Source organism: Myxococcales bacterium, assembly GCA_016706225.1.
GTDB lineage: Bacteria > Myxococcota_A > Polyangia > Polyangiales > Polyangiaceae > JADJKB01.
Window position 1 is genome coordinate 52,579 of record JADJKB010000016.1, and the last position, 18,417, is coordinate 70,995.

General features: G+C 68.3%; 15 protein-coding genes and 1 pseudogene. 13 read left to right on the forward strand and 3 right to left on the reverse strand.

Features of this window, described 5'->3' with window-relative positions; genetic code table 11:
• Position 1: 1 nt before the first annotated feature.
• A complete protein-coding gene (locus tag IPI67_24100) occupies positions 2-904 on the reverse strand; it encodes a hypothetical protein (GenBank protein ID MBK7583263.1) in 903 nt (300 codons plus the stop codon).
• 501 nt (positions 905-1,405) lie between these two features.
• On the opposite strand from IPI67_24100, the gene IPI67_24105 reads away from it, so the two are divergent.
• The 3 genes from IPI67_24105 to IPI67_24115 all read left to right on the forward strand — a co-directional run bounded on the left by IPI67_24105 (position 1,406) and on the right by IPI67_24115 (position 3,702).
• Positions 1,406-1,702 (forward strand): hypothetical protein, encoded by a 297-nt coding sequence (locus IPI67_24105; GenBank protein ID MBK7583264.1) that lies wholly within the window; start codon positions 1,406-1,408, stop codon positions 1,700-1,702.
• Between the two features lie 150 nt (positions 1,703-1,852).
• Positions 1,853-2,908, forward strand: a complete 1,056-nt coding sequence (locus IPI67_24110; protein ID MBK7583265.1) for a hypothetical protein — start codon at positions 1,853-1,855, stop codon at positions 2,906-2,908.
• A gap of 128 nt (positions 2,909-3,036) precedes the next feature.
• Positions 3,037-3,702, forward strand: a complete 666-nt coding sequence (locus IPI67_24115; GenBank protein MBK7583266.1) for a YHS domain-containing protein — start codon at positions 3,037-3,039, stop codon at positions 3,700-3,702.
• A 230-nt stretch (positions 3,703-3,932) separates the two neighbouring features.
• On the opposite strand, the gene IPI67_24120 is transcribed toward IPI67_24115, so the two are convergent.
• Positions 3,933-4,286, reverse strand: a complete 354-nt coding sequence (locus IPI67_24120) for a hypothetical protein (protein ID MBK7583267.1) — start codon at positions 4,284-4,286, stop codon at positions 3,933-3,935.
• 583 nt (positions 4,287-4,869) lie between these two features.
• Between IPI67_24120 and IPI67_24125 the strand changes: the two genes are divergently transcribed.
• The 10 genes and pseudogenes from IPI67_24125 to IPI67_24170 all read left to right on the forward strand — a co-directional run bounded on the left by IPI67_24125 (position 4,870) and on the right by IPI67_24170 (position 16,885).
• Positions 4,870-5,124 carry a hypothetical protein gene (locus IPI67_24125; protein ID MBK7583268.1) on the forward strand — a complete coding sequence of 85 codons (255 nt, stop codon included), beginning with the start codon at positions 4,870-4,872 and terminating at the stop codon, positions 5,122-5,124.
• Between the two features lie 1,529 nt (positions 5,125-6,653).
• Entirely contained in the window at positions 6,654-7,379 is a 726-nt protein-coding gene (locus IPI67_24130; GenBank protein MBK7583269.1) for a hypothetical protein, read from the forward strand.
• A 205-nt stretch (positions 7,380-7,584) separates the two neighbouring features.
• Positions 7,585-7,944 carry a hypothetical protein gene (locus tag IPI67_24135; GenBank protein MBK7583270.1) on the forward strand — a complete coding sequence of 120 codons (360 nt, stop codon included), beginning with the start codon at positions 7,585-7,587 and terminating at the stop codon, positions 7,942-7,944.
• The gene (locus IPI67_24140; GenBank protein MBK7583271.1) at positions 7,941-8,744 is read left to right on the forward strand and encodes a hypothetical protein; all 804 of its coding nucleotides are present in this window, start codon (positions 7,941-7,943) and stop codon (positions 8,742-8,744) included. The genes IPI67_24135 and IPI67_24140 overlap by 4 nt, the downstream gene beginning before the upstream one ends.
• 77 nt (positions 8,745-8,821) lie before the next feature.
• On the forward strand, positions 8,822-9,175 hold the full coding sequence (locus IPI67_24145; GenBank protein MBK7583272.1) for a hypothetical protein: 354 nt from the start codon (positions 8,822-8,824) through the stop codon (positions 9,173-9,175).
• Positions 9,172-10,560 carry a multicopper oxidase family protein gene (locus tag IPI67_24150; protein ID MBK7583273.1) on the forward strand — a complete coding sequence of 463 codons (1,389 nt, stop codon included), beginning with the start codon at positions 9,172-9,174 and terminating at the stop codon, positions 10,558-10,560. Before IPI67_24145 ends, IPI67_24150 begins: the two co-directional genes overlap by 4 nt.
• 118 nt (positions 10,561-10,678) lie before the next feature.
• Positions 10,679-12,208, forward strand: a complete 1,530-nt coding sequence (locus IPI67_24155) for a HAMP domain-containing histidine kinase (protein MBK7583274.1) — start codon at positions 10,679-10,681, stop codon at positions 12,206-12,208.
• Complete coding sequence (locus tag IPI67_24160) at positions 12,201-13,580, forward strand: sigma-54-dependent Fis family transcriptional regulator (protein MBK7583275.1); 1,380 nt, start codon at positions 12,201-12,203, stop codon at positions 13,578-13,580. The genes IPI67_24155 and IPI67_24160 overlap by 8 nt, the downstream gene beginning before the upstream one ends.
• Positions 13,581-13,716: 136 nt before the next feature.
• Positions 13,717-14,103 carry a cupredoxin domain-containing protein gene (locus tag IPI67_24165; GenBank protein ID MBK7583276.1) on the forward strand — a complete coding sequence of 129 codons (387 nt, stop codon included), beginning with the start codon at positions 13,717-13,719 and terminating at the stop codon, positions 14,101-14,103.
• Positions 14,104-14,539: 436 nt separating this feature from the next.
• Positions 14,540-16,885 (forward strand): annotated as a pseudogene (locus tag IPI67_24170) (heavy metal translocating P-type ATPase).
• A 707-nt stretch (positions 16,886-17,592) separates the two neighbouring features.
• Here IPI67_24170 and IPI67_24175 read toward each other — a convergent pair.
• Positions 17,593-18,033 carry a hypothetical protein gene (locus tag IPI67_24175; protein MBK7583277.1) on the reverse strand — a complete coding sequence of 147 codons (441 nt, stop codon included), beginning with the start codon at positions 18,031-18,033 and terminating at the stop codon, positions 17,593-17,595.
• Between the last annotated feature and the right edge of the window lie 384 nt (positions 18,034-18,417).

Genomic DNA, 18,417 nt, shown 5'->3' on the forward strand with positions numbered 1-18,417 from the left:
GTTACGACGTATCTTCGTCGAGTGCCCGACTTCTCACGCTGTCGCTCTCAGCGTCGTGCTGGCACCGGCACCAGGTGCACGCGCAACCTTCGACCACACACGCCGCCACCGGAGGCTTCAGTCGTGCCCATCGGCGTGCCAGCGGAAACAGGCTGAGCTTCCACCACGACGGGGCGTAAAGCCGGTGAAGCCAGGATCTCAGATCGGAGGAGCGCGCCGCGAGCGCGAGCGCCACCAAGTAGCCCAGCTTCCCGACGTGATTGACGATGTAGCGATTGACGACCGAAGTCCTCAGAAGGCCGCCGAGCCGCGCTTCCCAGGCAGGGTCGTAGGCGGCCGGGTCTGCATCGACGAGTGCGCGCCCCGCCAGGTGACCCGAGAGCATCGCGTAGCGCATCCCGAAGCCCCAGAGTGCATCCTGGAATCCGGCTGCCTCCCCGACATAGAGGAGCTTGCCTCGTGTCGCCTGGCAGGGGACATGGGCGTTCGCCCGACCCCCAAAGCGCCTGACATCCGTCATCGGGATCCCAACATGGGATTTGTAGAACTCGACGGTGCGCTCGAGATAGGTGCGCTCCGAGTGAAAGTCCTCGAACAGCACGGTCGCGAGCGTGCCACGCCCGGCATGCACGATGAGATAGGCGTAGCCCTTTGGGGCGAGCTCGTCCGACACGACCCCGTAGGCGCCATCCGCCGCCGATGTCTCGAACACGTACCCGACCGCTATGGCGTCCGTCGAGCGCGGACCCTCGGCGACGATACCTCCTGCTTCGAGAGTGCGAACTCGATCCGAGAATCGAAGCTCGGCCCCGAGCCGGACGGCCTGCTCGGCGAGGGACGCGTCGAGCGTCCCCGGTCCCGTCCCGCGTTTCACCAGATAAAGCAGCGGCGTGCTGGAGCGCACTGATCGCTGTCGACCCCTCGGCCCGAACAGCACGAGCTCCCGGAACGGTGCGGCGTCGAACTCCGGCTCGATCCCGATGCCGGCGAGGCTCTTCGAGAACGTCGCCGTCGTGGGTCCAGTTCTCGATACCCTGGTAGTCGCCGTGAAATCGCATCCCGACGCCCGGTTGGCGCTCGTGGACCACGGCCCGCCCGCCCGCGCGAGCGATGGTGATCGCGGCGGCCAGTCCCGCAGGCCCGGCACCGGAGATGTGGATCGCGTCGGACATCGGACGGGTCGTCAGCAACGAGCGTGCCCGCGACCGATTTCGGTCTGGAGCACGTGAAACGAGCCTCGAGGTGACCCGCGACGTCACGGGCGTGACTCGTCGAGTCACACCGAGCGGCTGCGGGCGCGAAGGGTCCCTCCGATTTCGCCTGCGGGCTTCGGTGCCGCCGCTGGCTGGCGCGGACTTCGACTTGGTACGACGAGTGCAGAGTGTATCCCTGAAAGGAAAAACCCATGAAGCTAGACGTCAAGGCGCTCACCCTCGCAACGGCGCTGGTCACGGCCTCGCTCTACGCCCTTTGCGCGATAGTTGTCGCACTGTTTCCGGGACCGAGCCTCGCGATGTTCGCCGCCATCATGCACGCGAACCTTGGGACCTTGTCCTGGGCCATGGACATCGGCACGGTGGGCACGGGGCTGGTCTGCACGACAGCTCTCGCATCCCTCATCGTCTATGCCGTTGGCTGGACCTACAATCGGCTGAGCGAGCGCGGAGCACTGCGCGACGGCCGTGCCCTCCCACAGAGTTGAATTGCCCGGCCGCAGCGCGTGACCACGGCGACCACCGTGTGACCGAGTCCGTCACGAGGCGAGGGTGTGTCATGACGGCTGTCATGCGGATGAACGATCACCCGGGCACGGCTCGCCATCGTTCACTATAGAGCGCGGCGGAGGTAGCTCATGCAGCGCGTTGGTGTCGGGTTCGTGTTGACCTTGTCGTTGGCTGTTGCGGGGTGTGGCGGCGGAGAGGACGAGGGCTCGTCGGTCGGAGCGAAGCGCGACCATATCTTCGTTGCGGACGAGGACAGCGGCGGCGTGTCGGTGATCGAAGAGGGCACCAACGCCCTGGTAGCGACGCTTCCGCTGCCGATGAGCTCGGGCATGTACATGCCGCACAACGTCCAGGCTGCCCCCGATGGTAAGAGTGTCTGGGTGGTAGCCCCGCCGATGACGGAAGGCGGAATGGAGAAGGCTTTCGTGATCGACCCTGAGACCAACCAGTTCGTGGGTGACATCGAGCTCGGAACGGAGCTTCACGTAGCTCACGTCGTGCTCGACCCAAGCTCGACTCGGGCTTACATCAGCGCGAACGAAGGCAATGCCGTGCTCGAGCTCGACGCGGTGTCGAGGAAGGTGTTGCGCACCATCGATCTGGGCGCCGATCGCGGGCCGCACGGCATGCGCTGGTGCCGCGACCGGCTCTGGGTTGCGAACATGAAGGCGAAGAGCCTGGCGGCCGTGGAGCCCGTCGCCGGGTCCGTCACCGAGGTCGACGTCGGCGGCGTCGCCGTCCAGACCGCCTGTGTGCCCGGTGGTAAGTACGTGTTCGTTTCGCTCTACGACACCAAAGAGGTCGTGCGTTATGAAATCGACACCCAGAAACTGACGCGCATCGCCTTGCCAGCCGAGGCGCAAGGGCCGGTCCAGCTCTACCCGTCGCCCGATTCGAAGACCGTTTGGGTCTGCGACCAGGGTCTCCTGCTCGGGAGGCCGGCATCGAATCGTCTGTACGCGGTGGACGTCGACGCTGCGAAGGTAGTCGGGACCATACAGGTGGGTCAGGGCGCGCATGGGATTGTGCTCAGCGATGACGGCGGGCTGGCGTACGTCACCAACGTCTCCGATGACTCCGTGTCGGTGGTCGACACCGCGAAGATGGAGGCGGTTGCGACCATCGCGGTGGGAACGAAGCCCAACGGGATCTCGCACTGGCATCGGAGCGGCGCGATGCCGTGAGCAAGCCGCGGCGCGCGATCGGCGGCCGAAGAGGGTTCGGTCGACCCTGAACCCGGTGAACGGCTCGAGCAGGCCCGAACGCGGCCGTCCGCTCATGGCACGGTCGGTGCTAGCTTTGGTCGGCGAAGATGAGTCAGGAGCCGGTACTCGGAATCCTCTTCGCCGACCTCGCCGGCTACACGGCCTTGACCGAGGCGCACGGAGACGACGACGCCGCGAACGTGGCGGAGCGATTCTATGCGCTCACTCGTCAGAGCTTGCGGGGTTCCACCCGGTTCGTGAAGCCCATCGGCGACGCGGTGATGTTGGCCGGGCCAGAGCCGGCGCACCTCTTGGACTCACTCCTCTGTCTTCGCACCGCCATGGAGGGCGAGCCGGACTATCCGGAGATGCGAGCGGGCATCCACCTTGGACCAGTGGTGGAGCGCTCGGGCGACCTGTTCGGCTCGACTGTGAACGTGGCGGCTCGCTTGGCGGCCTACGGTCGCTCGGGGCAGGTGTTGTGCAGTCGGCGATTCCGCGAGGCGTTGGGCGAGCGCTCCGACGTGCTGATGGTTTCGCTCGGAGCGGTCCGGTTCAAGAACGTACTGGAACCCATCCAGGCGTTCGAGATCGTCGCGGCGTTCGGTCCACCGAGTGTTTCCCAGATCGATCCCGTGTGTCGCATGCGGGTCGATCCCATGAACGACGCCTTCACCAGTGACGTCTCTGGGCGCACGCTTCGGTTTTGTTCGGCGGCGTGCCAGGCGGCGTTCTTGGCCTCCCCCGAGCTGTATCGAGTGAGCGGCGACTGACGCATCGCGCCTCAGCGTTTTCGCCGCTCACGCCACCAGCGCCCCGCCCGAAGCACCCAGAGGCCGAGCCCGCTGAGCACCGTGGCAACCGCCAGGAGGGCCGCGAAGCGAATCAGCTAGTGGTTGAAGCCGTCGCGCTCGCGGTAGTCCATGATGTGGAGCGACCACAGAAAATCGTCGACTCGCCAGAGATCGCTGCGACGCGCTGATACTTCCCCCGTCGAGGCGTCCTAGACGAACGTATGCGCTTCGTCGTCCATCTCGACGCGCCACGCAGGCAGCGGTTTCCCTCGAAACTCCACCGACTTCGTCTCGAGCCGCTGTGCGTCGCGCACTGCCGGTGAGCCGGGCTGATCGCGTCGGGCGGTGGCTTCCGCTTCCTGGCGCGTGACTTCGGCGGGCTCACCGCTCTCGGCACAGAGCCGCACCGAATGCTGCTTGGTCCGTACCAACCAGAATTGGCCCGCTGGAGAGGCGCGGAGCTCGAGGCCGATCGGAGAAACGGCACCCGCTCGGGCTGCTCGAGCGAGCGCCTCCGACGGCGGCAACAGCTTGCCGGCTTCCATGGTCTGAAGCCGATTCATTCGCCCACTCATACCGCGAAGTCGTCCGCGCTCCGTGATCGCTGACGTCACGCCGCGATCCAATGTGACCTTTCCGGTCACCCCAGCGAGGGATCGGACAAGCTGGGGCGCTCCCGGCTTCCCGCCGCAACTCCGACCATCGGGGCTGGATTCGCTTGGTATGAGCGGTTGTGATGGGTGAGTCGCACAGCGGGCCGGGAAGCGCCCCGTTCTTTCCCGAGCAACGGCTGTGCCGAGGCTCGCGTCCGTCTGCCGGGCACAGTGTGTGCTTCGCGGTAGCCGCGCCCGCTGGCGCAGATGGGAGACGGAAGTGGTCATGCAACGATGGAAGCTTCGGCCAATCGCGCACTGCGAAGAGGGACACCCTCTTTAGTCCCGAGCAAGACTTGAAAAGGCTCCGCGGGCCGGGCGCTCGGAGGCGCGCCGGTCCGCGGCGGGGGCAATGATGGGAGGCGGCGAGGCGAACCCGACGACTTGCGTGCGCGAAAAGCACGCCCTGGTCTCGGCTCGCTCGTCGCCGGAACTGGACGCCGCGCTGACTTCGCGCGGGACCTCGGCATGGCAGTTGCAAATCTCGACGAACATGAAAACACGACTCGTGATCCTGATGTTCGGATCCATCTCGACCCTGGCGCTGGTGGCGGCGTGTGAAAAGACGACCTCCGCTGGTCCGCAGCAAGAAGCCCATGCTGCCGAGCCTCACGCCGCAGACCCCGCTGGCGCCACGACGTACGCCTGCCCCATGCATCCCGAGGTGACTGACACTCGACCCTCGAGCTGCTCGAAGTGCGGGATGAAGCTGCTGCCGGTCAAACCCAAGAGCCAGCAGGAACAGTGAACCAGCGTGTTGCGCCATGACGACGGCGAATGACCACCAGCACTCCCGCAGTGACTCCGCGCGCACCGTGCACGCGGAGCTGGCCACCGAATTTACCCAGCCGGTGGAGCAGGTCTTCGACGCGTTCACTGGCTTCGCACGCTACGATTTGTGGGCGCCGGACCGGCAAGGAGCGTGTCAGTGGCTCTTCCTCCGAGAGGGTGGGGTGGGCTCCCGGTTCTTGGCCTACGACAAACCAGGCCGTCGCCACCTGACCCACGAAGGCGGCGGCGGCGGACCGCGCGCCCGCCCGGGGCGGGCGGGGACGGGGCCGGCGGGGGGGGGGCCGCGCGCCCACGGGCGGGGGGGCGGTCTTTGGGGGCGACGGCGTCCGGGGCCGGGGGGGGGGGGGCGGGGGGGGGGGGGGGGGGGGGGTCGGGGGCGGGGGGGCCGGGGGGGCCGGGGGCCCGGGGGTGGGGGGGAGGGGGGGCCGGGGGGGCTGGGGCAGGCTGGGCGGGGGGGGCCTCCTGGGGGGGGGTTGTGGGGCCGGGCGGGGGGGGGAGGTTTCCCCGTGGGGAAGAGGGGGGGGGGGGGGGGGGGGGGGGGGGGGGGGGGGGGGCAGGGGGGGACGCGGGGGGGGGCGGGGGGGGGGGGGGGGGGGGGCCGGGGGGGCCGGGGCGGGGGGGGGTGTCCCCCCGGGGGGGGGGCCGGGGGGGGGGGCCCCCCCCGCGCTTTCCTGGGGCGGGGGCCCCCGGTTTTTTTCCCCCCCCTCTTTTCCGGCCCCCCCCGGGGTTTCCCCGGGGCGGGCTCCCCGGGGCCGCCTTTCGCCTGGGTCGGGGGGCCCCCCCCTCCCCCCCCCGCCCCCGGGGCGGGGGGGTTTTTTTTCGCCCTGGGGGGGGCTCCGGGGGCCCCCCCGGGGGGGGGGGGCCGCGCCCCGCCCGCCCGGGGGGGCGCCGTCCCCGGCGGGGGGCGGCGGCCCCGGGGGGGGGCCCCGGGCGGCCGGTTCCCCGGGGGGGGGGGGGGGCGGCGGGGGCGGGGCGGGGGGCCCCCCGCGGGTCGGGGCGGGCGGGGGGGGGGCCCGCCCCCCCCCCCCGGGGGCCGGGGCGCGGGGCGCCCCCCGGGGCTTCCGGGCGGGGGGGGCGGGCGGGGGGGGCCGGGGGGGGGTCGGCCGGGGGGGCGGGCGGGGGCGGGGGCCCCGGCGGCCCCCGGGGGCGGGGGGGGGGGGGGGTCCCCCCCCGGCCCGGGTCGGGGGGGGGCGCGGGGCGGGCCCGGGGGCGGGGGGGGGGGCGGGCCCGGGGCCCGGCGGCCGCCCCCCCGGGGGCGGCGGGGGGGGCCGGGGGGGGGGGTCCCCGCGGGGGGGGGGCGGGGGGGGGGCCCCGGCCTCCGGGGGCCGGCCGGGCGCGGGGGCCCGGGGGGGGGGGGGGGGGGGGGCCGGGGGGGCCCCCCGGGGGGGGGGGGGGGGGGGGGCGCGGGGGGGGGGGCGAGCCGCCAGTGAGACAAAGGCCGCCGACCTCCTCGGTTATCGCGCCGCCTACGACGCCATCCTCGATGTGTTCGATGGCAGCAGCGTCACGGAGCAGAGTCTCGCTCGGACGTACCTCGAGGTGGTCCAGGCTGGCGCTCGCCACGGCGTCGTATTTCCGAGCGAGATGCTGCTGCAGGCCAAGGCCCTCGTCACGATGGAGGCGCTTTGCCTGTATCTAGCGCCCGAGTTCCGCTTCAGTGAAGAGCTCCGGCCCATCGTCGCGCGGCGGCTTGCGGAGCGCGTGTCGCCGGCGGCGCTCGTCGACCGCCTGTGGGAGATCGTTCCGGACCTTTGTGTGACGGGGGAGTTGTTCTACACGGAGCGCGATTCGGCACCGAGTGAGGTCGAACCCGCATTTCGTCGGGAGGCGCTAACGGCGATCGCGGAGAGCTGGAGCGACGGGGCGGACTCCTGGCTGCGCGCCCGCCGGGGCGAACGATGGCTGGCTCACAACGATCGGCCCGAGCTCGCCGCACTCGTCGAGCTCGCGGTGCAGGTTTCCGGCTTGGTCGGCGCCGGACGAGCGGCGGGCGCCGAGCTGAATCTCGGTGACCCGGCGGAGCTGCGTTGGGCGGCATTCCAGCACGCCAATCGCGCTGAGAGTCCTCGTCACACCGGTTCATGGCGGGTCGGGCGGCCCTGGGTCGGCGCCTCGGCTGCCGCGCTTCTTCCGGTGGCGCGCGTCGTCCTCGCACGGTCGGAGGCGGCGCTGCGCGAGCAGCAGGGTCGTCCGAACGACGTCCGCGTGTGACGCTCGTGATCACACCCGCTCCGCGTGCGCCAGCTAGCCGCGGGAAAACAGCGCGGTGCATGTGCGGCCAATCGGTGCGGGGTGCCGGCCGGCGGTACCCGCGTCGGCGTGTGGATGCGACGGGCACACCGTGAGGTCGAGGTGCTGTCCGCGCTTCCCCATCTGTCCCGTTGCGCGTTCCGCGGCTCGCAGCTATTGCTTGGGCATGCATCTCGGGCGGAGCAAGCTGTTTCACGCGGTCGTTCTGGCAGGACTCTCACTCGGTGCCGCAGCGTGCGGTGGCGAAGACGCGAGCCCTGGTGGTGGGACGGGCGGCAGCACAGCCGGCGGCGGTGGTGCGGGCGGAGTGTCTGCTGGCGGCACAGGTGGCGGTGCGAGCGGAGGCGGCGCGGGGCTTGGTGCATCCGGTGGCGCTGCGGGTAGCGCGGGCGCAGCGGGTGCTGCGGGTGGCGCGGGCACTGCCGGTGCGACGGGTACCGACGCCGGGGTCGCTGAGGATGCGGCGACGGATGCTCACGACTTCGATGCCGGCGACGGCGGCGACGGCTGGCACCCCACCAAATGAAGATTCGAGCCGACGGACGTTGGGGCGGGCGTCTCACCGGTCGCCCACTCCTGAGTGGTGACGCCACGGTGGACGGCCTAGCCGAAACCGAGCGCAGCGAACTTGCCGCGGTGTGGCTGGCGCGCTCGGCGACCGAGTTCCGAGTCGCCAGCTCGTTCGAAGTGATCCGTGATGCGCTGACGGCGCTCCGGACCGATCGGTCGCTCGTCGAGCTCGCGGAGCGCGCCATCGACGACGAGCACCGTCATGCGGAGATCTGTCGCTACACAGCTTCTTGTTTCGCCGCGCACGAGCTGGAGCTGCCGGACGCACTTCCCTTCAGCTATCCACAACACGAGCGCGCCGCGGAAGACGTGCGCCACGCCCTCTGGGTCGTCGGGCATTGCTGTTTCAACGAGACCTTGGCCAGCGGTTTTCTGGAAGCGGCATCTACTGCGGCGACCGGGCCGATGGCGCACCGCGCACTGCAGGAGCTCCTGAGCGACGAGATCGACCACGCTCGCCTCGGGTGGGCTTTTTTGGCTGGCCTCGAGCCGCGCTTGCGCACCGCGATCGGCCCGTGGCTGCCGGGCCTCGCCCGCGCCAATCTCCGCATGTGGCGCGAGTCGCCGCGCGACTACCCGGGGACGGATCAGTTCGTCGAGCAAGGCGCGCCCAGCGCTGAGCTGATCAATGGCGCACTCATGACCGCGCTCCGCGACCTGATCCTGCCGGGCTTCGAGGCGCTTGCCTTGCCCGTCGCCCCGCTCGCCAGCTGGTTCGCCGAAGGTGCGCCAACGGAGCGGCGCGAATCGGCATGAGCAGCTGCACGGCCCTTTGGCTTCGGGTGTCAGGGCTTGGACGTTTGGGAAAAACCGTTGAAACAGGACCAGCGAAGATGAAACGAATTGCAGTCTGCTGCGTGTTGCTCTTGACCGCCTGTGGCTCGGGTGACGGCGACGATTCTGGCTCGACCCAGTCGCTCTCTGCACCCGTCATGGAGATGGTGATGCCGATGGCTCCCGCCGGGCTGCACGTCACCTGGAACAACATTCAGCCCGACTGCGACGAGATCGAAGGCGAGCGCAAGTCCCCGTCGAGCGAGTTTGCAGTGGTTTTTGCCGTCCCCGGATCCGTGGACAACAAACACGACGGCACTGCTACGGAGAAGGTCGAGTACTTCTACCGCGTGCGCTGCCGGAAAGGCGAGACCTTCTCCGCCTACTCGGACTTGATGGCCGGTACGCCATGAGTGCGATGCGCGCGCTGTTTCGGTTTGGCGTGACGATGGCGTTGCCATTCGTCGCCGGGTGTTCCGGCGATGACTCGCACCCCGAGCGCGGCGCGCCGGCCTTGCCCACGCTCCAGAGGGTGCCGGACGAAAATTCCGACCCGAACGTGGTCGAGGTCACGATCCGCGCGAAGGAAGCCACGAAGCAGTACCCCGGCTCCAAGCCCTCCCAGGTGTGGACCTACGAGGGCACCGTTCCGGGACCATTGCTCGAGGCCAAGGTAGGCGACCAGCTCGTCGTGCACTTTCACAACGAGCTACCCGAGTCCACCTCCATTCACTGGCATGGACTGAGGCTGCCCGCGAAGATGGACGGCACGATGGCGATGCAGTCGCCCATCGAGCCCGGCCAGAGCTTCGAGTACGCGTTCGAGCTGAAGGACGCAGGGTTCTTCTGGTTCCACCCGCACGTGCGCTCCGACATTCAGATCGAGAAGGGCCTCTACGGAGCGCTGCTCGTGCGGGGCGCGGCGGAACCCGTCGTGGATCACGAGACCGTCATGGTGCTCGACGACGTCGACGTCCGTCCCGATGGAACCTTCCCCGAATACCTGGACGACGAGTCCAAGATGATGGGGCGCGAGGGGAACGTGCTCCTGATCAATGGAGCCGCCCGGCCGGACATCGCGCTGACGTCCGGAGCGCTGGAGCGACTGCGCCTGGTCAACGTGGCGAACGGTCGTTTTTTCAAGCTCCGACTCGAGGGTCACACCTTTCACGTCATCGGGACCGACGGGGGTCTCGTGCCAGAACCGTGGGACACCGAGACGCTGCTCATGGCACCGGGAGAACGCTACGACGTCGTGCTGATCCCGACTGGGAAGCCTCGCGCGAGCTTCACGTTATGGAACGAACCCTACGCCCGCGGACATGGCTCGGGGAGTGCGGAGCCGATGCCGCTCGGCCGCGTGAGGTTGTCGGACGCGCCGGCGCTCACGGGTCGCGTGTTGCCTACCGCTTTTCCGGACATCGAGAAACTTCCGCCGGGGCTGGCGGACATGCCCATTGCGCTCGGGGAAGCGTTCGATGGGTCCGGGTCGCTGGTCTTCACCGTGAACGGGGGGACGTACCCCAACGTGCCGCCGCTCGTGGCCGAGAATGGCAGCGTGCACGTGCTGACCGTGAAGAACGAAAGCGACATGGATCACCCCTTTCACCTTCACGGCTTTTTCTTTCAACGCCTGGGCGAAGCCGGCAAACCCAAGAACAAGGACACGATCATCGTCAAGGCGCACGAGACGCTGGAGCTCGCTTCGCGCTTCGACGAGCCGGGCATGTGGATGTACCACTGTCACATTCTCGAGCACGCCGAGGGTGGCATGATGGGCGAGTTGCACGTTCAGTAGACACGCTCTGCCGAAGGCAATCGCGCGTCCCGCTGCCACGCCAGGCGTCGTCGGCTGACAGGCATGCGAAGTCGAGAGCGCGGGCCGCGGGAATCCAGGGAGGTTTCTGGTACCCTCTGTGCTGGCATGTCACCCAGAAACCAGCGCGCGAGCTTCTGACCCGTCGTCGCCGAGCACACGAGTCGCGGGGACATCGCCACCGCGTCGCATCGGCCGGCAGCTCTCAGCGGCGTTCTTCATAGTCTGGATCATCGCGGCGGGTCTCAGTGTCGTTCACCTGACCCTGCTGCGAAGGGTCAAGGCGGATCTGGAGCAGATGCGCGCGGACGAAATGGCGATTCGCGACAGCCTGGGTCTGGCCACTGCGATTCGCGAGCAGTACATCCACGTGGCTCACTGCATCGTGCACGGCGACTTGGATCACGTGCCACACTACGAACGCTGGGCAGCCAACGTCCGGCAGGCGACAGGGCTGCTGCGCGGCGCGGTCCCCGCGTCCCAGAACCACCGTGTCGAGGCCATTGGTGAAGCCAGTCGCAAGATGGATCAGGTCTTTCGTGGGGAGATCATGCCGGCGATCACCCGCCATGATCTCCAGGCCATCAAGCAGCCGCACGCCCGCATCGAGGCCTTGTCGATGACCGCTGCTGCCGAGGCCGATCTGGTGGCCCGCGGGGTCGAGGATTTGATGGCCGGTGCGCACAAAGACGCGATCGCCGCGGCACGCTCGGCCTGGTTAACAAGCATCACCGGCATGGTGTTGCTCGCGGTCGTGGCTGCGCTCTTGGCGCTCAACTTGCGCAAAGTGGTGCTGCGACCTCTCGCCACACTGACGGCCGCGGCGCAACGCTTGGGCACCGGTGATCTCGACACGCGGGTCGGCCCGGTTGGTCGGGGGGAGCTCGCGCTCCTGTCCCAAGCCTTCGACCGGATGGCTGAACAGCTCAGAGCGCACCAAAAGAAACTGGTCGCCAACGAGCGCATGGCCGCAATTGGACAGCTCGCAGCGGGCGTGGCCCACGAGATCAACAACCCCATCGGGGTGATTCGTGGATACGTCGCCACGATGTTGAAGGAGGCCGATGCCGAGCTGAAAGCAGAGCTCCGTATTTTGGACGAGGAGGCGGTCGCCTGCCAGCGCATCGCCGAGGACCTCCTGAGTTATGCGCGCTCGGGTGAGCTGATCGTCGAGCGCGCCCGAATGGACGACCTCGTTCGCCAGGCAGCGGAGCGGTTCGGAGCCAGTGCGGACGCCAAGGAGCGCACGATCCTCACTCAGGTCGAGCAGGCGGAGTGTGTGGTGGATGCGCTTAGAGTGCGTCAGGTCGTGCAGAACCTGCTGCGCAACGCCATCCAGGCCTCTGCGGAGAGCTCGACGGTCGAGGTGACGGGCGAGGCCATTTCTGGCGGTTATCGCCTCTCGGTATCCGATCGCGGTCCGGGGCTACCCGAGTCGCTGCGAGGGCGAGCCTTCGAGCCGTTCTTCAGCGGTCGCCGCGGGGGTTCGGGGCTCGGGCTGGCGGTTTGCAAGGGCATCGTCGAGGCGCATGACGGTAGCATCGAGCTTCAGGAGCGGAAGGGAGGAGGCACGCGGGTAGTGGTGACACTCCTCGATCGGCCGGAGCCAGTGGAGGCGAGCCATGGGTGAGCACAGCGTCTTGGTGGTGGACGACCGGGCGAACATGCTGAGCTTGGCCAAGAAGGTGCTGGGCAAGGACGTGCGAGTGCTCACGGCCTCGGGCGGACGCGAGGCGCTCGAAGTGTTGAAAGCCCAGCCGGTTTCAGTCGTCGTGTGTGATCTGCGCATGCCGGACATGGAGGGCATCGAAGTACTGCGTGAGTGCAAGCGGTTGCGCCCGAACACCGAGTTCATCCTGATGACGGCGTACGCCTCCGTCGCGACCGCCGTGGAAGCGCTGAGACTTGGTGCGTACGACTACATCACCAAGCCGTTCGATCCCGATCAGCTGCGTGGAGTCGTGCTCAGCGCCGTGGGGCGCTCGGCGCCCGCGAGTGAACCGAATGGCGACGACCCCACTCCCAAAGAACTGCTGCCGGGTCTCGTCGGCCGCTCGCCACCGATGCGGGAGCTAGCGGCTCAGGTGGTGCGGTACGCGGCCAGCGACGCGACCGCGCTGGTGATCGGGGAGACCGGCACCGGCAAAGAGCGCATTGCGCGGGCCCTCCACACCCAGGGCGACCGGGCGTCGCAGCGCTTCGTGGCGGTCAACTGCGCGGCCATCCCCGCGGAGCTGCTCGAGAGTGAGCTCTTCGGCTACGCGAAAGGTGCATTCAGCGGCGCGTCCCGCGATCGCGGAGGGCTGTTCGAAGAGGCGAACCATGGGACTTTGTTCCTCGACGAGATCGGCGAGCTCCGCCTGTCGCTGCAGGCCAAGCTCACCCGGGCGATCGAAGAGAAGGCCGTGCGCCGCCTGGGTGAGTCCCGCGAGCGCAGCGTGGACGTGCGCCTGGTCGCGGCGACGCATCGTGATCTGGAGGCCATGGTCAAGGCCGGCACCTTCCGCGAAGATCTCTGGTATCGCCTCAACGTGGCACGGGTTTCGGTGCCACCGCTCCGGGAGCGGAAGGACGACATCCCGCTGCTCTCTCGCCACTTTCTGCGCGAACGCGCCGCGTCGATTTCGGACCGCCGCATCGAAGGCTTCAGTGACGAAGCGTTGGCCCGGCTCAGCGCCTACGACTGGCCCGGCAACGTGCGCCAGCTCCGCTCTGCGGTCGAACGCGCGTATCTACTCGCCCCGGGCGACACCGTCAATGTGAGTGATCTTCCCGATGAGCTGCTCCAGCGCCGAGCGCCGAGCGGTGGGAGCGAGCTGGCTAATCTCACCTGGCAAGCGGCGCTCGAGCACGCACGCGAGGAGGCCGCGCAGCTCTACCTCAGCGCCGTCATGGAGCGCTTCGACGGGCGCGTCGCGGACGCCGCGGCCCACGCGGGCATCGAGCGGGAGAGCTTCTACCGTCTGCTCCGGCGCTACGGGGTTCGATCGGAAGGGGGCTGACGCGCCCCAACGCGCAGCGTGACCGAGTCGGTCACGCCGGGCCGCGGGACGCCGCTGCTTGTGGGTTTCTCACGGGGAAAATCGCTGATTTCCACAGTGAAGAGGCCGCGGCACGCGACGTGCAATTCGTCGCGCCATGAAATGCCTCAGCCTGTCCCTCGCCCTGTCCCTATCCCTTCTGACGGCCTGCGAGTCCCCCGGAACCGCGGCATCCGGCTCCGGCACTCCGGCCGCGCCCACCACTCCGGCCGCCACAGCGGCGCGCGTGATCGACATTCAGGTCGGCAGCGACGGGTTCACCCCGAGCAACATCGCGCTGAATGCCCACGAGAAAGCCACGCTCCGCTTCACCCGTGTGTCGGACGAGACCTGCGCCAAGAAGGTCGTTTTTCCGGAGCTGAAGCTGGAGAAGGACCTGCCGCTGAAACAAGCCGTCGAGGTCAGCGTTCCGACCGATTCGGCGCGAACGCTGGCGTTCCAGTGTGGCATGGGGATGTTCAAATCGTCAGTCGTGATCAACTGAGCTCGTACCCGGAAAGGACCACCCACAAATGTCGAAGCTCGGATTTTTCACGTACGTTCTGTCGGGCACGGCGCTGTTCGTCGTCCTCGGCTGTGAGGTCGATGCATCGCCGAGCACGGCCGTCACGCCGATCCCCAGCGCCGAACCGACGCCAACGCCGCCACCGGCCGCTCGGGCGGACACCCGGAATGAAAGCCCAGCGCCGAGGGCGCCCGCGCCAGCGGACCCCGCACTGGCTCCTGCAGCGCCGGGCGCGTGCTGCGGCTCCTCCATGTGCCAGCGGGTTCCCGGAGGTTGTGGATGCCGTTCGAAGGGCAATCCCAGCGCTAACTGCGGCGGTTGAGCCCCGCGTCGAACTTCGTGTCCCCAACGGTCACGCTGTGACTCACACGGTCACAAGTACTCCGCGACCGATTGGCGCACCCTCCGAGGAACCATGCACGACCACGACCATTCGACAGACTCCGGGCCGGAACGGGGCCAGAAGGACCCGGTCTGTGGCATGGCGGTCAAGCCCGACTCGGCTCATCAGACCACACACGGATCGAACGACTACTCGTTCTGCAGCGCGCGGTGCCTCGAAAAATTCCGGGCGGACCCCGAGCGCTACCTGGCCGACACCCCAGCTGTCCCGCCCGCCGAGAGCGCGACGCAAGCACCCGGTCGTCGTTACACCTGCCCGATGCACCCCGAGGTGGTGAGTGATGCGCCCGGGAGCTGTCCCATCTGCGGCATGGCGCTCGAGCCGATGGACGTCGTGCTCGACGACGAGAACGAAGACGCCGAGCTTCGTTACATGCAGCGCCGTCTGTGGTTCGCTGCCGCACTCACTCTGCCGCTGATCTTCGTGGCCATGGGGGACATGCTGCCGGGACGACCCGTCTCGGCGCTCCTGTCTCAGCGCTCCCGCGTCATGCTCGAGCTCGGTCTGGCGACGCCGGTTTGTTTGTGGTCGGCATGGCCCTTCTATGTTCGGGGCGTGCAATCGCTCGTGAACAAGAGCCTCAACATGTTCACGCTGATCGCGCTCGGCGTGAGCGCCGCGTACGGCTACAGCCTGGTCGCCGCGCTTCTGCCCGGAGTCTTTCCGGCATCGTTCCGCCTCGAGGGTGGCGAGGTGGCCGTGTACTTCGAGGCTGCGGGCACCATCGTCACGCTGATCTTGGTCGGCCAGGTGCTGGAGCTTCGGGCCCGCAGTCAGACCAGCGCCGCGGTCAAGAAGCTGCTCGGCATGGCCGCCAAGTCCGCGCGGCGCATCCTCGACGACGGCACCGAAGAGGACGTACCGCTCGACGCCGTGAAGGTCGGGGATCGCTTGCGAGTGCGACCCGGGGAGAAAGTCCCGGTCGACGGCGTGGTGCTCGAGGGTCAGAGCAGCATCGACGAGTCGATGGTCACCGGCGAGCCCATCCCAGTCGGCAAAGCCGCCGGCGACACCGCCATCGGCGCGACGATCAACGGCACGGGCAGCCTGGTCATCCGGGCCGAGAAGGTCGGCTCCGAGACGCTGCTCTCTCGCATCGTGACCATGGTCGCCGAGGCCCAGCGCAGCCGCGCGCCGATCCAGAAATTGACGGACGTCGTGGCCGGCTACTTCGTGCCCGCCGTCATCGCCGTTGCGGTCGCCACGTTCGCCGTCTGGGCGTCCTTCGGCCCCGAGCCACGCATGGCTCACGCTCTCGTCAACGCCGTGGCGGTGTTGATCATCGCCTGCCCCTGCGCCCTTGGCTTGGCGACCCCCATGTCGATCATGGTCGCGACGGGGCGGGGGGCCTCGATCGGCGTCCTGTTCCGGAACGCCGAGGCGATCGAGGTCTTGCGCAAGGTCGACACGCTGGTGGTCGACAAGACCGGCACGTTGACCGAGGGAGCTCCCAAGCTCGTGAGTGTGGTGACTGTCGCAGGTGTCGACGAAACGACGCTGCTGGGTCTGACGGCGGCGCTCGAGCTCGCCAGTGAGCACCCGCTTGCCGCTGCGATCGTCGAGGGCGCGAAGACGCGCGGTGTTGCGCCCGGGAGCGCCGAGCGCTTCGAGTCCCTCCACCGGCAAAGGGGTCGAGGGCGTCGTGGACGGACGGCCCGTCGCGCTCGGTAACAGCGCGCTGATGGAACACCTGAGCGTGGACGCTTCCAAGCTGTTCGAGCGCGCCGAAGAGCTGCGCGCGGAGGGACAGACCGTCATGTTCGTCGCGGTCGACAGCGAGGCGGCGGGCCTGTTGGGCGTCGCAGACCCGATCAAAGAGAGCACCCCGAGGCGATCCGAGAGCTGCACGCCGAAGGAATTCGGGTCGTGATGATGACCGGAGACGGCAAGACGACGGCGCTCGCCGTCGCCAAGCGGCTGGGCATCGACGACGTCATCGCCGAGGTGCTGCCCGACCAGAAAGCCGCTGGGGTCGAACGACTTCAGAGCGAGGGGCGCACGGTCGCCATGGCGGGGGATGGCATCAACGACGCGCCGGCGCTGGCTCTCGCTCACGTTGGCATCGCCATGGGCACCGGCACCGATGTTGCCATGGAGAGCGCGGGCGTGACGCTGGTGAAGGGTGATCTCAGAGGCATCGTTCGGGCGCGTCGGCTGTCCCGGCGCACCATGGCGAACATCAAACAGAACCTGTTCTTCGCCTTCGCGTACAACGCGGCCGGCGTGCCCATTGCGGCCGGCGTGCTCTACCCGACCTTCGGCCTGCTGCTCAGCCCCATCTTCGCCGCGGCGGCCATGAGCCTGAGCTCGGTGTCGGTGATTGGCAACGCGCTCAGGCTGAGGAGTTTCCGCGCCTGAGGTCTGTTTTGGCGCCTCACAGCGAGCTGATCACCGGCAGGCTGAAATGCCCCGAGGTGCTGCGGCGGTTTTCCGACCGGGAGAACGTCACCGTCGTGGGGCCGGCAACGCCCGTCGCGTCGCGGTAACCCGTGCCGCCGTTGGCCGCGACGCCGTAGTTGAACGACGGCTGCAGCGCGACGCCGGAGAGCTTCGACTGGACCGAATCGGCGGTGTCGCCTTTGTTGGTCAGTTCTTATTCGTAGGTGAACGCCCGGCAAGCGACCGCGGAGAAGCTGATCTCGACGCCGTCGACTATGGTGGACGGACCCACTGCATAAGTCCAGACCCGGCGGCACCGTGCCGTCGCGCAACAGAAGTGTTTCGCTCGCCTTCTTCTCGCATAGGGACGCGCTCCGGCCGCGCGATCAACGTCGACTTGTCAGACTCCGCGCTCGAGCACGCAGGGAGCGCATCCGGCGCGGGGGCTGGTGGACTGCCGAGATCGTACGTTTCGGGTGCTGCTAACCACGAGTTTCCAGCCAGTGTCGAGGTGATCCTGCCAACCCCGCAGGCCGTTGAGTCCCGGCGCGCCATCGCGTGATGTCTCAGACGTTGTCCGCCGCGCATGGCGATGGCTGAACGATACGAGATGTGGCCCGGCATTCGCTCCCGGGAGGGCTGGACTCTCGGGCTCTCCCTCTGACGGACGCGGGCCGCGCTTGCGATCACTCCGACACTTCACAATCCATGTCCGTCAGCGAAAGATCGATGGCGCTCAGCAAGTGCCGCATGTTCTCGAGGTATTGTCCGCAACTCGCCCGGGCCGATTCCACGTCATCTGTTGCGAGCACCGTTTGGGTGTGCGCGTCGATTTCTTCGTTCGCGATTGCCATCGAATTGTGCATCGTCGCCTCCCCGAGTTCCGTACAGTGCTTCGCGCCCGCTCCCACCCGATTCAGAAAAGCGTCCAGCTTCTGCTCGTGTGGCGCGATATCGGCCTGGACGGAGGCGAGGGAGGTGGCGGCAATGACCAGTCCGTGATGCCTCGAAAGCTCGGCTCGCGCCTCGGAAACGTCGCCGTGCAGCTCTTCGTGCATCACATCGGAGCACGCAAACGATAGCGTGGCGACAAACAGCAATGCAGCGCCGTGATTCGATTTGAACATCGACAATGGACAAGCACACCGCATGCCGCGCCCGGCAGCGCGCCTGCGGGGGACCGTCTGTCCCGGTTCATCGACCTTTCCCAGGGAGAAATGACGCCTCTTTCGAGCCCGGCGACGTCGCCGACGCGGGCGAATGACCGCTCGAAGCGGCTCGGCGCGCGCGCGTTCCGCTGCCGTGCGTGCGAAAGCGACGCTTGCGCCGGGATCCGGGCGGACCACGGTTTCGCCATCGTGGTCGCGACGCGCCCTGCGGTCGGGTCACGCTGCTTCGCTGAGCTCGATGACAGGAAGCTCGCGATAGCCATCGACGTAGCTGACGACCAGCTCGAGCTTGCCGAGCGAGCGCCGCGGCTCGGGCGACGCCCCCTCCCCCGGCCCGGCTTT